The organism is uncultured Tissierella sp. (assembly GCF_902479755.1).
GTDB classification, from domain to species: Bacteria; Bacillota; Clostridia; order Tissierellales; family Tissierellaceae; genus Tissierella; species Tissierella carlieri.
This window is the reverse complement of record NZ_CABSQO010000014.1, coordinates 38,175-54,491: the sequence shown is the minus strand read 5'-3', so window position 1 is coordinate 54,491 and position 16,317 is coordinate 38,175. Positions and strand designations below refer to the sequence as shown.

Annotated in this window: 13 protein-coding genes; 10 read left to right on the top strand and 3 right to left on the bottom strand. The window is 30.1% G+C overall.

Annotation, left to right across the window (positions count from 1 at the left end; genetic code table 11):
* The first annotated feature begins 6 nt into the window (after window positions 1-6).
* From RDK80_RS09190 to RDK80_RS09160, 7 genes are all read left to right on the top strand, one after another.
* Entirely contained in the window at window positions 7-1,290 is a 1,284-nt protein-coding gene (locus tag RDK80_RS09190) for a 6-hydroxymethylpterin diphosphokinase MptE-like protein (protein WP_308524107.1), read from the top strand.
* 19 nt (window positions 1,291-1,309) lie between these two features.
* Entirely contained in the window at window positions 1,310-1,507 is a 198-nt protein-coding gene (locus tag RDK80_RS09185; protein WP_256311256.1) for a YjfB family protein, read from the top strand.
* Window positions 1,508-1,652: 145 nt separating this feature from the next.
* The gene (locus RDK80_RS09180; RefSeq protein WP_216554827.1) at window positions 1,653-2,312 is read left to right on the top strand and encodes a hypothetical protein; all 660 of its coding nucleotides are present in this window, start codon (window positions 1,653-1,655) and stop codon (window positions 2,310-2,312) included.
* A 74-nt stretch (window positions 2,313-2,386) separates the two neighbouring features.
* The gene (locus RDK80_RS09175) at window positions 2,387-2,704 is read left to right on the top strand and encodes a hypothetical protein (RefSeq protein ID WP_094899663.1); all 318 of its coding nucleotides are present in this window, start codon (window positions 2,387-2,389) and stop codon (window positions 2,702-2,704) included.
* Between the two features lie 259 nt (window positions 2,705-2,963).
* Window positions 2,964-3,950 (top strand): alpha/beta fold hydrolase, encoded by a 987-nt coding sequence (locus RDK80_RS09170; protein ID WP_308524106.1) that lies wholly within the window; start codon window positions 2,964-2,966, stop codon window positions 3,948-3,950.
* Window positions 3,951-4,147: 197 nt separating this feature from the next.
* Window positions 4,148-5,389, top strand: a complete 1,242-nt coding sequence (locus tag RDK80_RS09165; RefSeq protein ID WP_094899673.1) for an aminopeptidase P family protein — start codon at window positions 4,148-4,150, stop codon at window positions 5,387-5,389.
* Between the two features lie 24 nt (window positions 5,390-5,413).
* Entirely contained in the window at window positions 5,414-6,841 is a 1,428-nt protein-coding gene (locus tag RDK80_RS09160) for an aminopeptidase (RefSeq protein ID WP_308524105.1), read from the top strand.
* 56 nt (window positions 6,842-6,897) lie between these two features.
* On the opposite strand, the gene RDK80_RS09155 is transcribed toward RDK80_RS09160, so the two are convergent.
* Complete coding sequence (locus RDK80_RS09155; protein WP_094904305.1) at window positions 6,898-7,440, bottom strand: hypothetical protein; 543 nt, start codon at window positions 7,438-7,440, stop codon at window positions 6,898-6,900.
* Between the two features lie 290 nt (window positions 7,441-7,730).
* On the opposite strand from RDK80_RS09155, the gene RDK80_RS09150 reads away from it, so the two are divergent.
* Together RDK80_RS09150 and RDK80_RS09145 are read left to right on the top strand one after the other, a co-directional pair.
* Complete coding sequence (locus RDK80_RS09150) at window positions 7,731-9,764, top strand: methyl-accepting chemotaxis protein (protein ID WP_308524104.1); 2,034 nt, start codon at window positions 7,731-7,733, stop codon at window positions 9,762-9,764.
* A 144-nt stretch (window positions 9,765-9,908) separates the two neighbouring features.
* Window positions 9,909-12,371 (top strand): ABC transporter substrate-binding protein, encoded by a 2,463-nt coding sequence (locus RDK80_RS09145; RefSeq protein WP_308524103.1) that lies wholly within the window; start codon window positions 9,909-9,911, stop codon window positions 12,369-12,371.
* A 35-nt stretch (window positions 12,372-12,406) separates the two neighbouring features.
* Here the strand turns inward: RDK80_RS09145 and RDK80_RS09140 are convergent, their stop codons facing one another.
* Window positions 12,407-13,258 (bottom strand): YihY/virulence factor BrkB family protein, encoded by an 852-nt coding sequence (locus RDK80_RS09140; protein WP_216554848.1) that lies wholly within the window; start codon window positions 13,256-13,258, stop codon window positions 12,407-12,409.
* Window positions 13,259-13,343: 85 nt separating this feature from the next.
* Window positions 13,344-14,408 carry a winged helix-turn-helix domain-containing protein gene (locus tag RDK80_RS09135; protein ID WP_094904299.1) on the bottom strand — a complete coding sequence of 355 codons (1,065 nt, stop codon included), beginning with the start codon at window positions 14,406-14,408 and terminating at the stop codon, window positions 13,344-13,346.
* 187 nt (window positions 14,409-14,595) lie between these two features.
* Here RDK80_RS09135 and RDK80_RS09130 point away from each other — a divergent pair, with 187 nt between their 5' ends.
* Complete coding sequence (locus RDK80_RS09130) at window positions 14,596-16,299, top strand: peptide ABC transporter substrate-binding protein (protein WP_216554869.1); 1,704 nt, start codon at window positions 14,596-14,598, stop codon at window positions 16,297-16,299.
* Window positions 16,300-16,317: the final 18 nt, after the last annotated feature.

Sequence of the window (16,317 nt, the reverse complement as noted above, 5' to 3'; positions counted from 1 at the left end):
GTAATCATGATAATTAATCGCTCTTATACACTGATTTTGACAAAACAATCTAATATGCCGACTATTCAAGCAGATGTTGATAATAAAAGCTTTCTTCTCTATAGCAAATATAATCCTATTAGAGATTCTAAGGCTTTTGCAGAAGAAGTATATGATGAAAATGCAGAAATTTACTTTATCTATGGATTAGGGTTAGGTTACCATATAAATGCATTAGAAGATAAAATTAATGCTAATAGTAAAAGTTATCATATATATGTTATTGAATGTAATAGGGATATATTGAAATTAGCAAGTGAAAACGTTGATTTAAATAGAATTTTAAATAATAAAAACATAACTTTTATTAGGATGAAAAATGAACGAAAATCCTATGAAAAACTAAACAAAATACTATCAATTAATAATATAAAAATAGCAATCCATAGACCATCATTAAATATCATTCCAGAAGAATTCATAGAACTTAAATACATACTGGAAGAATTTCAAATGAAACAAAATACCATAGATTCAACAAAAGATATGTTAGAACAAAACTTTATGGAGAACATTAAGAACTTTGATGAAAATGTAGACATTTTATTTAGTAAACATATAAATAAACCCCTCTACTTAGTTGCAGCAGGTCCATCTTTAGATAAAAATATCCATGAATTATCTAAAGTTAAAGATAATGGGATTATTTTATCTGTTGGTAGAGCAGTTAGAACACTATTAGTATCAGATATTATACCAGACTATATAATTATCACTGATCCATCAGAATATCTCTATGATATGCAATTAAATGGACTAAATATTGATGTGCCAATCATAGTATTATCTACATGTGATAAAAATGTAATGCTAAAATATAATGGATTTAAATATATAGCGTTACAAGAAGGATATCCTCTAGCTGATGAATATGCCAAAAACAATAATCGCAAGCTAGTAAAAACAGGAGGTTCTGTAGCCACTACAGGATTAGATGTTGCTATTAGAATGGGATGTAACCCAATAATATTTGTGGGACAAGACCTTGCATTTACAGAAAATAAAACTCATTCCAAAGATACCTTTGCAAAAAATGTAATTGAAAGTAATAGTTTAAGAGAAGTTGAGGATGTTTACGGAAATACTATACGGACCTCAAAAAACTTATATATTTATTTGAGATGGATACAAAATAGAATCTTAGAAGAAAAAGATATAGAATTTATTGATGTAACTGAAGGGGGAGCGAAGATTAGGGGAACTAAGGTTATGAAGTTAAGTGAGGTTATAGATAAATATAGTAGAATATGATTAAAGGAGGCACAACACCATGGATATAGCAGCAATATCAATGAATCTTAGTCAAATGAAAGTAGCCCAACAAGCCAGTATTTCAGTAATGAAGATGGCAATGGATACAGTAGAAGTACAAGCCGTAGATTTGACTCAAATGCTAGAGGTAAATACGAAGATGATGGAGCAATCAATTACTCCTCATCTAGGTAAGACTATAGATATTAGATTATAAGGACAGATTTTCTGTTCTTTTTTTATAAGCAAATAGGATATAATTGGATTCAAAAAAACATGTATCTACATTCAGCTATATGATACAATTAGAAAGAAGTAAATGAATAGAAAGTGAATTTCAGAAGTTGAATGGAGGAACATACTTGACTAATCTTAATACAACAGTAAAAGAAAATATAATAGAAGAAGCATATCTAACAGACCATGAAGATTTTGTCAAAGTTAATAATTTATATTATGGTGGACTTCAAAAGTGGCTATATATGGAGAAGCTGAGAACTAAATTCTGGGCAGATAGGTCTTGTGGTGTAACTGCTGCTGGAAATGCTTTGATCCATATGGCTATGTATAGGAAGGGGTTAGAGGATATATATAGATATCCGGGTCTTTCAAGAGTTGAATTCACTAGATTTATTGATGAAATTTATAGATATGTTAAACCTAATATATTTGGTATACCTAGTTTAGGAAAATTAAATAAAAGATTGAAATCATTTGCTAAATCTAAGGGGGTTATCCTAGATGCCAAAAGTCTATCTATGCCTAAGGATGTAGATACTGCCATAAATTTTATTAAAGAAGGATTGATGATAGATTCACCAGTACTAATGCTTACTTGGAATAGCAAAATCAAAAACCTCAGATATCATTGGGTGACTATTACGGGCTATGTTAAAGATTTAGAAGGTATTAATTATATAATTACGTCCAATTGGGGACAAAAAGAGATGTTTTCCTTAGATAATTGGATAAAAGAAAAGAATTTATATAGGGGATTAATTTATTTCTACCAACCTATATAGGTATTAAGTTTCAAATCTTATAAAATGAGAGAATTTATTGAATTCTATGATATAATTTACTTGAGGTGATTTTCATGGCATATGAAATGTGTAAGAGATGTGGGAAATTCTTTGATAGAAATGGAAGATCATATTGTGAGGATTGTTTTAAAAAAACAGAGAGAGAGCATGATCTAATCATAGAGCATATAAGGAAGCATCCTGATGCCACTATTTTAGATATTATCACCGCAACAGGAGTAACACTGAAAAGTATTAATTGTTTAGTGGAAGATGGATATGTTTCTTATATAGATAATAAAATTAAGAAACTAGATAAAGAAGAAATTTCTAGGGCGATAGATAAAATAATAGATACAAAAAGTAAGTTTCATATAAGAAGAAGCTTATAGTAATGCATTTAGGAAAGTTGGGTAAACCAGAAGAAATAGAGAAACTGGCAGTATGTTCAAAGTTTGTATATGGAGCTGTATTTGTTATATATAGCGGATGGTTAATTAAATAGGTTAAAATATAAGGATAGTTTTGAAAATTAATTCATTACTGTCCTTTTTTATTAATTCATAAAGTTATAAATATAAAATAATCTTGCAAGTCAATAATATTAGTTATACAATATATATAACAAATATTATTAATGGAGGGAATTCCATGAACAAAATAAATAGAATTACTTTATTTCTTATGATAATTCTTATTTTAACTTCTGTTACAGGTTGTACGAAGAATAATGATAATGATGAAATAGGAACGGAATTTATAGAGGAAGAATATAACTTAGAGGTTGCAGAAGGAAATATATATGGAACCTTAACTTTACCTAAGGAAGGAAATAATTTTCCAGTAGCTATAATAATAGCTGGGTCTGGACCAACAGATAGAGACGGTAACAATCCATTAGCTGGAAAAAATAATAGTTTAAAGATGATTTCAGAGTCTTTAGCGAAAGAAGGAATAGCTTCTATTAGATATGATAAGCGAGGAATTGGAGAAAGTAAGCCTTTAGTTAAAAAGGAAGAAGATTTAATCTTTGAAGATTATATAGATGATGTTGTAAGATGGGTGAATAAATTAAGAGAAGATAAAAGGTTTAGTAAAGTCATAATTATAGGTCATAGCGAAGGTGCATTAATTGGTGCTACAGCATCTTATAAGTCTAATGTTGAAGGATTCATTTCAGTGTCTGGTATGGGGTATTCTGCTTATGATACATTGAAAAGACAATTAAAAAATCAGTCAGGAGATATATATGAGAAGAGTCTTCCGTTGTTAGATACATTAAAAGAAGGAAATTTAATATTTAATCCTCCGCAAGAATTATATTCCTTATTTAGACCTAGTGTTCAACCATATATGATTTCTTGGTTTAAATACGACCCTGTGGCAGAAATTGCAAATGTGAAGGTACCTATATTAATTCTTCAAGGAGATAATGATATTCAAGTTGAAGTAACAGATGCAGAGATTCTACATGAAGGAAATCCTGATAGTAAGTTAGTTATAGTTAAAGGAATGAATCATGTATTAAAGGATGCACCTACAGATAAAGAAGGGAATATGGCTACTTATAGTAAGCCTGATTTACCATTGAACCAAGAATTTATAACTGAGATAATAACTTTTGTTAAGGGCATATAAAGGATAAAGAGCAGGAAATATATCTTATTATAATAGGACTAGTAAAGCTAGTTCTATTATTTTGGAAAAATTCTCATATTATGAAAGTTATATTTGAATTTGTTCCCTTACTAACATATAATCAAAGATATAGCTGTTTAATATTACAGATTGCAAATATCAAAGCTAATAAAATTATAAATAATGGGGGGATGGATATGGACAAAGGATTTTTCACCAAGAATAGAAAAGAACTAGAAGAAAGGTTAAATAATGATAGTGTTTTATTATTATTTGCAGGGACAGCACCATATAAATCTGCTGATGAACTCTATCAATTTATACCAAATAGAAATTTTTATTATTTAACGGGTATTGATCAAAGTAAAATAATTCTTTTAGTGAGCAAAATTGATGGAAAGATTTCAGAGAAACTATTTATAGAAAGACCAGATCCAATTATGGAGAAGTGGGTAGGGGCTACGATTACTTCTGAAGAGGCAATAGAATTATCGGGAATAGATAACATTGAATACTTAGATAATTTTGAGGGAGCTATAGGATCTATCTTAAGCAGAAATAGAATAGAAAAAATATACTTGGATTTAGAAAGACAAGAAATTAATACATCAATGACAGAGGCTCAAAACTTTGCTAAGATAATTAATGAAAAATATCCATATATACAAATTAAAAATATTTATTATGATATTGCAGAGTTAAGAATGATAAAATCAGATGAAGAGATTGAGTTAATTAAAAAGGCAATAGAAGTAACTAATGAAGGAATTATGAATATGCTTGACAATATTAAACCAGGAATGATGGAATATGAAATTGAAGCATATTTTGATTTTACTTTGAAGAAAAATGGAATAACCAATAGAGCCTTTGAAACAATCGCTGCAAGAGGTAAAAATGCTACCATACTTCACTACTCCCAGAACAACTGTAAAGCAGAAGAGGGGGATTTGATATTATTTGATCTGGGAGCACAATATAGATATTATAATGCAGATATAAGCCGTACATTCCCTATCAATGGTAAATTTACTGAAAGACAAAAACAAATTTATAATATTGTTTTAAAGGCACAAAAAGCTGTTGAAGAAGCAGCAAGACCAGGGCTTCCTTATAAAGAATTAAACGAAATTGCTAAAAAGGTATTAGCAGAAGGATGTAAAGAATTAGGGTTAATAAATGAGGATAGAGAAATTTCAAAATACTATTTTCATGGAGTGTCACACTATTTAGGAGCAGATACACATGATGTAGGAATATATAATATTGATTTAAAACCAGGTATGATTATAACTAATGAACCAGGTCTTTATATTGAAGAAGAGGAAATAGGAATAAGAATAGAGGATGATTTGTTAATTACGGAAAATGGATGTGAGAATTTATCTAAAAACATCATAAAAACTGTGGAAGAAATAGAAGCAGCTATGAATAAATAATCTAGATATTATGGAGGGGTAAAAATGACTAATAAATCAGAAGGAAAAAAGCTACAAGAAAAATTAACTCACAAATGGAAAAATGTATGGGAAACATTAGATAGTAGTGAAAAAGAGAAAATCTTCGATATAAATGAAGAATATAAGGATTTCTTGGATAAAGGAAAAACAGAGAGAGAAGCAGCAATGGAAATAATAAAAGTAGCTAGAGAAAATGGCTATATATCAATAGATGAAATAAGAGAAAGGGGTATAAGGCCTACTCATGGAATGAAAATTTATGCAAATAACAAAGATAAATCAGTTGTATTATTTGTATTAGGAAAAGAAAAACTTGAAAAAGGAATGAATATAATTGGATCGCATTTAGATGCTCCAAGAATAGATTTGAAACAATTTCCCCTTTATGAGGATTCAGATTTTGCACTATTAAAAACTCATTATTATGGTGGAATAAAAAAATATCAATGGGTAACATTGCCGCTAGCTTTACATGGAGTTGTAGTAAAATCAAATGGAGAAAAAGTTAATATTGTTATAGGTGAAGATGAAAATGACCCAGTATTTTTCATAACTGATTTACTTCCACATCTAGCTAAAGATCAAATGGCAAAGAAAATGGATGAAGGAATTACGGGAGAAGGATTAAATATTTTAATAGGTAGTATTCCTTATAAAGATGGAGAGATAAGTGAGAAAGTTAAATTAAATGTATTAAACATACTCAACGAAAAATATGGAATCATAGAAGAAGATTTTACTACTGCAGAATTTGAAATAGTGCCTGCAGGAAAATCGAGAGATGTAGGCATAGACAGAAGTATGGTTGGAGGCTATGGACAAGATGATAGGGCTTGTGCATTTACTTCTTTAAGAGCAATATTAGATATAGGCACTCCAAATAAAACAGCTGTTGCTCTATTTGTAGATAAAGAAGAAATAGGCAGTGTAGGAAATACAAGCATGGAATCAAAATTCTTTGAAAATACAGTCTCAGAATTAATAGATATTATAGAAGAAAAATATTCAGAGCTTATAGTAAAAAGAGCATTAGCAAATTCTTGTGTACTTTCGGCTGATACATTGGCTGGTTTTGATCCTAACTATCCTGAGGTTTTAGATAGAAAGAATTCGCCTTTTATAGGGAATGGAATAACTTTAGTAAAATATACTGGTGTTAGAGGAAAAGGCGGAAGTAATGATGCTAATTCCGAATATCTAGGTAAAATCAGAAAGATATTCAATGATAATAATGTAGTATGGCAAATGGGAGAATTAGGAAAGGTTGATCAAGGTGGTGGAGGAACCATCGCTTATATACTTGCAAATTATGGAATGGAGGTAGTAGACTGTGGAGTACCGTTACTAAGTGTCCATGCTCCATATGAAATTGCAAGTAAAGCTGATATATACATGACCTATAAAGGATATAATGTTTTTTATAAAAATTAAATAAGATAAAATAGAAAAATACATATCCACTGGTTGTCCAGTGGATATGTATTTTTTTATTCTTCATTTACCCAAGCATCAAATTTTTCCATAGTTAATCTATAGGTTTCCTTTGATATCTCTGGAAGTTCACCTAGTATTTTTTCTGCTTCTTTAAAGCCTTGTTCAATAGCAGATTTAAGAGTTTCCGCTTTAGACTTGTCTCCACCTGAGATAGCGATTGCAAAATCTACTAATCTTTGGCTTACAGCTTCTGCTCCAAGTGGACCATCAGGTCCTATTAGTGCTTGTGCTTCAATTCTTGCAGTTTCATCTACTTCTACAATTTCATTTTCACCTAGCAGTTCCAAAGTCTTTCCTTGGCGTTTAAGCATTTCCTGTACTAATCTTATTAGATGAGCATGAGCTTGCTGGCTGTCTCTTTTTAATTTAGCTACTGTATTTTTGTCATAAACATGAGATGTCTCTTTGTTTTCTGTCTTTTCATAAACTGCTGCAGGAGTTTCTTTTACTTCTGATTTTATTGTAGTCTTTTTTTCAGACTCCACTTTTTCAGGTTGAACTATAGGTTGAGTTGGTTGTATATTTTCAACTTTCATCATTATCACCTCTACTATATTTATCGACATATGGTGGAAAAAATTAACTATTTATTTGTATGTCATTTATTTGTATTTTTATAAAAATAAAACCTCTCTTTTCTTATATTTCTTAATCTGATAAGAAAGTCTTATTTTATAATAAAGCCTATTATATATCTATATAGCAAAAAGATAAATATGGAAAAAAATGGAATAATTTGTGAAAAAATGTTACAATGTTTTGGGATATAAGATAATTTTATGTATCCCATATTAGTATAATAAAAGTTAGACAAGGAGATGGGAGAATGCAGAAAGAGAAGAAGCAAAAAAAAGGTATTATCAACTTTAACACTTTGAAAACAAGAATGCTTTTATCAAACGTACTAATTTTATTAGTCGTATCTTTATCTATGGCATTTATATCTTATATACTTTTTAGCAAAAGTATAAGCAATCATATGGATCAGATTTTAACCAATAGAGCTCATGATTCCGCAAGATTAATAGATGAAAAGATAGATAAGTTTTTAGTTGCTATAGAAGGTGTAGCTAGTCATGCAAGAATATCTAATCCAGAAATAAGTTGGGAAGAAAAGTTTCAAGCATTAAAGGAAGAAAAGGAACGAATGAAATACGAAGAATTATATATAGCAGATTTAAATGGTAATATAAAATTAGAGAATGGTGAAACTCTAAATATATCAGATAGAGAACATTTTAAAATTGCTAAGACTGGAAAAAGTACTATGTTAGAAGCTACTGAAAGTAGGATAACAGGATCAGATGTATTACCTATTTCTACACCAATTAAATATAATGGCAGAATAGTTGGAGTATTAATAGGTGCTAAACCTGCAGAAGAAATCTATAGTATTATTGATGGAATAAGTTTTGGAGAAACAGGTGATGCTTTTTTAATTAACCAGAAAGGAGAACTAATATCCTATCATATTAAAGAAGTTGTTGAATCAGGAGATATTACAATAGAAAAAATGAAAGATGTCCCAGAACTTAAAGGACTAACAGAAGTTTTTCAAATGATGGTAAATGGAGAATCATCCGTAGATGAATATTATTATGATGGTAGAATGAGATACGCTAGCTATACACCATTAGGATATAATGGATGGTCCGTAGCTGTGGCTATAGATGTAAAAGAAATGGCAAAGGATATAGAGCAATTAAGGCTTTATATGACTGGTATTACAGCTTTGGCCCTAATCTGTGGAGCATTATATTCAATATTTTCAAGTAATGCTATTGTTAATCCTATAAGGAAAATTACTGAACATATGAAAGAAGTAGCAGAATTAAATATCAAAAAAGATGTAAATATTAAAATCTTAAATAGAAAAGATGAAATAGGAGAAATGGGACGTGCAAATAATACTGTAATTGAAAATCTAAGAAATTTTGCGACCCAAATTAATGAATCTGCCGAGCAAGTTGCTTCTTCTTCAGAAGAATTAACTGCAATATCTGAGGAATCAACATCTGCCGCTGCGAATATGGCTGAAAGTTCCGGTGAAATTGTTCAGAGCTCTGAAAACCAATTAAATGAGATTTTAAGTGTTACATCATATATGGAAGAAATAGCTGCTCAAATCCAAGAGATAAGCAACAATGCTGATTCAATATATAATTTGGGTAACGAGGTATCAGAAAAGACTAATATTGGGAAAACAAAAATGGTAGAAACTGATGTACAGATGAATAATATTGTAAGAAGCTCAGAAGAAGTAAAAGAATCCTTAGAAGAAGTAGATAACAGTTCTCATGAAATGGATGAAATAATCAATGTTATTAGATCTATTGCAGAACAAACAAATTTACTGGCTTTAAATGCTGCAATAGAAGCGGCAAGGGCGGGAGAGGCAGGAAGAGGATTCTCTGTAGTAGCTGATGAGATTAGAAAACTAGCAGAAGAGACAGGAATATCTACAGGGAAAATAGACAATATAATAGAAAAAAATCATGCACTAATAAGTAAAGCCAATTATAATATGGAATTAAGTAATTCTGAAGTTAAAAAAGGTATGAATACTGTAAGTGAAGCTATTCAATATTTTAACCAGATATCAGAAGCCATAGATAAGGTAGTGGTACAAGTAGGAAATATAACTAAGGCTATAAATCAGGTAGCAGAAGGAACTGAGAATGCAGTAAATTCAGCTGTATCTATTGAAGGAATGACTAAAGGTATATATGATAGTATTCAAAATATATCTGCTGCAACACAAGAGCAAACAGCTTCTATGGAAGAAATTGCTTCATCCTCTGAAAGTTTATCTCAATTAGCTATGGAGTTAAGAGATTTAGTATCTAAATTTGAAATGTAATTGATAAAAGGACAGAATTTCTGTCCTTTTATCAATTATTAAGCCTTAATTTTAAAGACATATACCTTATATTTCCTTTTAATTACAAAGCCATTATGATATAATTCTAACATATAAGAATAATTTCTAACATAGGAGGTTGCCATGATTAAGAAATGGAGAAATGGATGGAACTCTAAGAAGGTAGAAAGTATTGAAGAAATTAATGTAAATGCGGATAAAGAAGTGATTATAAAGTCTTTAAAATTAGCAATGATAAAACAAAATGAAGAAAATTTATTGTACAATCTGAATATAAAGATTCAGGATTCAAACAATCAAACGGAAAGCTTAACTAATATAATAGAAGCCTTATCAATAAAGGTAGAAGAACAAATGGCATTTATTTCAAAGGTAGTTGAAGAGATAAATAATTATTCAGCTATGGCTGAAGAGTTGAATGCAAGCTCAAGCACATCCTATGAAACAGCGAAAGATACTCTTGTGGTTGTAGATGAGGGCAGCAGGGCTTTGCATAATACAATTCGATCAATGGAGGAAATAAAACAGTCAATTGCCTCTGTAATGACAGAAATAAACGGATTAAAATCATCTGCTTTTCAAATTGATAGTATATTAAACATAATTAAGGATATTGCTGATCAAACGAATCTATTGTCTTTGAATGCCGCTATAGAAGCTGCTAGAGCAGGAGAAGCTGGAAGGGGATTTGCAGTTGTAGCCAATGAAGTAAAGGCATTAGCAGATAAAAGTGCAAAATCTGCAAATGATATCTCATCTATAATTAAGGATATAAATGTAAATGTGGCTAGAACTATAGATGCTATAGAGAAGAGTAATAAAAAAATAATAGAAGGTTCTGAGATTGCAGAAGAATCAAATCTCTCATTTAAGAAAATTGAAATGGCCATAGAGTCAATGTTAGAAACTATAGACGAAATAAATAATGCCATATCAGTGCAGACAAATAGCTTAGAAGAAATAGTAAATTCTACAGATGCAATGTCAAATATATCTGACAAGTCCATGTCTATGGTAGAGAGTGTACTGATTAATACACAATTTACTAAAGCTGCTTTGATGGCATTACAGCAAGTAGCAAATTTATTAAATGGAATGACAAATGAGTTAATTGGTGAAATAGCTGATAATAAAGAGGAAATTGTAATAAGGCATAATTTATCAGAACCTATATTTACACTTGATCCAGCAATGGCAAATGCCATGGAAAATATTAGGTTCTTAATGAATATACATACGGGACTATTGACTACCAGCGAAACAGGTGATGTGCTACCATCTTTAGCTAAGAATTGGTATGTAGAGGATGATAATCTCACCTGGATATTTAATCTCAAAAATAATGCTACATTCCACAATGGTAAAAGGATTTATAGTAAAGATGTAAAATATTCATTGGAAAGAATGCTGTCACCAAAGCTTAAATCTCCTAATACTTGGTTTATAGATTATATAGAGGGAGCTAAAGAATATATTGATGGGAAGGCAAAAGAAGTTACAGGGATAAGGGTACTAAATGATTATAGATTGGCTATTAAGCTATCAGTGCCTTTTAGTGGATTTTTAATGTTTCTATCACAGACTTCCTGCGCAGTAATGGATCAAGAGGAATTAGACAAGGGTAATTTTGTAGGATGTGGTCCTTACAAAATAGAAAGTTATAATGATAATATCTATAGATTAAGAGCTTTTGAAAATTATATAGGCGGAAGACCCTATTGTGATATTATGGAAATAATAAGTAGTGATAGAAGTCCTTTGGATAATTTTATTAATAAAAAATATGATTTCTATGTAGTTCAAGGCAAGCGAGAATTAGATAGATTAAAGGAAACAGAGTATTTTAAAGGTTTTAAAAGCACCGAATTATTAGCGACTTTGTATTTAGGATTTAAGATGAAAAATAAGGATTCTCATTATACTTCAAAGCCAGTGAGACAAGCCCTTAACTATGCTATAAATAAGAAAAGGATTATAGATGAACTCATAGGAGGACTTGCATCTGAGGCAAAATGTATGATACCATCGGGACTAATACCATGTGATCATGTAAGAGGTTATGAATATAATCCTGAAAAAGCAAAATCAATATTAAAACAGAACAATGTGAATCTAAATCAGCCGTTAAATATTTTATGTGGTGAGAGTATTCATCCATTATTTAAATTTGTGGAAGAGGATTTAAATAATATAGGAATTAAATGCAAGTATAATCAGATATCAAGTAAAGAATTTGCAAATTCAGCTAATTTGTATAAGGGATATGATTTATATATGTATGGGTGGTATGCAGACGCAGTAGAGCCATCTTCATTTATAGAACCATTATTTTCAATAGATAGTGCATCTAATTTCAGTGGATATAGTAATGAGGAAGTTATGAGATTACTCAAAATAGCAAAGGCTACAGTAAATCCAATGAGAAGATTGGAATATTATAAAGAAATACAAAGTATAATATCTGATGATGCACCCTGTATACCTTTATATCATCCACATAATGGAATTTGTACTCAAGAGGGAATAATTAACGTAAATCTTTCTTCGTTAGCCATGATTAAATTTGATAATATAATAAAAGAATAAAATAAAGGGACAGTAAATAATCTGTCCCCGTTTCTCTAATTATCCATTGATTTTAAAGTTGCATTTATTTCTCCACCCATAATAATTATTATACTGCTTATGTAAAGCCATATTAATAGAACTATTATGCCGCCTAGACTGCCATAAGTTTTTCCATAGTTGCCAAAATTATTTACATAATAAGAAAATATAGTAGATGTAATTATCCATCCAAGAGATGCAAAAATAGCTCCAGGCATTGCATGTTTGAAATTTATTTTTTTACCATTTCTGATAGATGGAATATATCTATATAATAAAGCAAATATAAGAACCATAAAGGATAGAGATATAATTACTCTAAAATATTGCCAAAATATAATGAATTTTTGTGTAATGCCTAAAAAGTCAAATAATTTATTTCCTAAAACTTCACCAAAGACCAAAGTAAGAAGTACTATAACCAAGAGTACCAATAATGCAATAGTAAATAATACAGCCAATCCCCGAAGTTCAAGATAAGATCTAGTTTCCTCAACATCATATGCCTTGTTTAGAACCCTAATAAGTGCCATTATGCCTTTAGAGGCAGCCCATATACCAGTTATGGCACTTAAGGAAAGTAAGGTTTGATTACTGGTATTTATAGTTTCAATTACCAAAGTAGCAATTAATCTTTGGGTGTCTAGAGGTAATAATACTATTATGCTATGTAATACATCTTCTCTAGCAATAGGTGTATAGCTTAATATGTTCAGAAAAAATATAAGAAATGGGAAAATAGATAGTACTAAGAAATAGGATAGTTGTGCACCTATGGCTGTTACACTATCATCTTTCATTCTAAATAAAAACTCTTTTAAGAATTTTGCATATTTATTATTATATCTGTCTAGCCAATTTAGCAAAAGACACACCTCCCACTTTCAATATATTACTATTTTACCATATAATTACATATTTGAACAATGAGTCATGGAAGAATTCCATGACTCATTCTAATAAATCCTTTAAAGCTGCATCAAATAACTTCTGAAGATTTTCTTTATTTGTTGTATAGTAATATCTATTATTTATAATACTAGGTTCAAAATTTAGTATTTCTAAATCTAGCAATAAATTTAGGTGATAGGAGAGTGTAGCAGTAGTTAGATTAAAATAGTCTGCCAGTTCCTTATTATACCATGGTTTTTTGGATGTCATTTTTAGAATTTCAATTCTTTTTTCATCAGACAATGCTTTAAATAATGCTTTGTAGGTATCCAATGCTTTTCTGTTTTCAAATCGATGTTCAATAGTCTGACCACAATACATAACTAATGTATCTTCAAATGTAAAATAAAGAAGTCCCACATCAATAAAAAAACTCATATAGATAATGATATTATTGTGAAGAGCCATAGCTTTAGAATAGTCACCCATACCTATAGTATTTATAAAATAGACAGGGTCTTTTTGAAATAATTCATTATGAAAAACAAGTCTTTCTTTCATATAGCTATAAATATTTTCTTCAAAAGGTTTATAGAATTGATCATAAAAAATAGTGAGTACATCTATTGACCTATCTAGGTATTGTTTTGGATGATTTTTAAAATGTAGAAAAGAAGAGGCTATTTCGTCAGAAAAATTCTCGGTTAAGGCAAGTTTTAAATTCTCATCATCATCTAATGAAGTATCCAATTCATAAAATTTGTAGGCAATCTTGACCATAGTAAATAAATCTAATGATTTCAATGACTCTATTAGGGCGAGAGGTTCTTTTATATTTTCCATTAGAATCAGATGAAAACAAACGTCTAATAATCTATAGGTATCATTTGTCACAAATATTATATCGCTGCGTAAAAAAGGTGATATATTATTATCTACATATTTTAGCCATTCTTTTACCTTTTCATTGGGTGAAAAATCCATAATATCTTTTGCAACGTCTTTTTCTAACTCTGGAGTATTCCAGTGGACTTGGCGTGTTTTATTATTGCTATATTTTAAAATTGATGTAATGAATTCTACTGCTTTATTATATTGAATTTTACATGCAATACTATTCTCCATTTCTCATCCTCCTAAGTAGTGTTAAGTAAATGATACATTATACAGAAAATTTATTCAATACCTATAATAAACTATGTTAGAAAATATTCTAATGCAATGTTAGATAATAATTGACTTATGTTAGAAAATATTCTATACTAAAGTTGATAAAATTAATATACTTAATAATAAAAAGGAGGATTCACAGATGAGAAACAAGAAGTTTTTAGCATTATCAATGGCGATTTTGTTAATTTTACTTGCTGTAGCAGGCTGTGGAAAAAAAGACGATGCAGTTGTTGACAAACCAACAGATACTGCTGGTGGAGAAAATGATGAAGTAGCAGCAATTGACAGTGAACAATATCTAAACCTAATATTAAGTGCAGAACCAAGCACTTTAGATGCATCTAAAGGTTCAGATAGTTATTCAAATGGAATACTTAATAATGTTCTAGAACCACTTACTAGATTAGAAGAAGATGAAAACCAAGCTAATTTTTTAGCACCAGCAGGTGCTGAAAATTGGGAACATAATGAAGATGGGACTGTTTGGACATTTAAGATAAGAGATTCAGTATGGTCAGACGGGGTTAAGGTAAGAGCACAAGACTATGAATATGGTATAAAAAGATCAGTAGCAAAAGAAACAGCTGCTCCATATGCATATTTATTAACACCTATCAAAAATGCAGAAAAAGTTAATAGTGGAGAACTTTCAGTAGAGGAACTTGGAGTTAAATCATTAGATGACAACACTCTTGAAATTACCCTAGAGTCTCCAACGCCATATTTTCTATCTTTAACTTATCAGAGAGTTATGTTACCTCAGAGAGAGGATATAGTTGAACAATATGGCGATAAATATGGTTCAGAACTTGATACTTTAGTATATAATGGACCTTTTACTTTAACTAGTTGGGTTCACAATAGTGAATTAATTTTAACTAAAAATGAAAATTATTGGGGAAAAGATGAGGTTAAATTACAAAATATAAATCTTAAGATTATTCAAGATGAAAATGCAGTTTATAATTCCTTATCTAACGGTTCTGTTGACCTAGCAACAGCTAATAAACCAGAATGGAAAGAAAAGTTTATGAAGGATGAGAACTTAACTCATCTTGAAGTAGTTAATCCAAATACTTTCTTTATGTTTTTCAATACTCAAGATAAGGTATTTAAAAATGCTAACATAAGAAAAGCATTTTCAGCAGCTATAAATAGAGAAGAATTAGCTAATGTTATTTTCCATGGAGTACATGCTCCAGCATATGGTTGGGTTCCACCAAATATAAATATAGGTGATGATGAATATAGAACTGTAGCAGAATCACCAGTTAAAAAATTAGCTGATGAAAATCCAGATCCAAAGGCACTATTAATTAAGGGTCTGGAAGAATTAGGAATGGACCCAGATCCATCTAAACTAACAGTAAAGATATCTTTAGGAGCAACAGATCAATGGTTTAGGACTTTTGGGGAATATTTACAACAAATGTATATTAAAAATCTAGGTGTTAACTTTGAAGTTGAGCAAATGGAATGGCCAGTATTCAATAGTAATGTAGAAGAAGGAGATTTCCAAATAGGTTATATGGCATGGGGTGCAGAGTTTAATGATCCAATTGCTATGTTATCTTTATTAAAGTCTGATTCAGCAGCTATAGGGACTGGTTGGGTAAATCCTAGATATGATGAACTTATAGAATTATCAGCTAAGGAAATGGATCCAGTTAAACGTCTAGAATATTTTAAGGAAGCAGAAAAAATACTATTATATGACGAAGCAGCATTAGCTCCAGTAGTATATCAAAGATTAAATGTATTTCAATATAAATATGTTAATAATCTAGGCGTTACTCCATTCGGTACTCAAGGATATAAATACGGTTTTACACAAGGCAGATAGTTAAAAACATTCATAGCA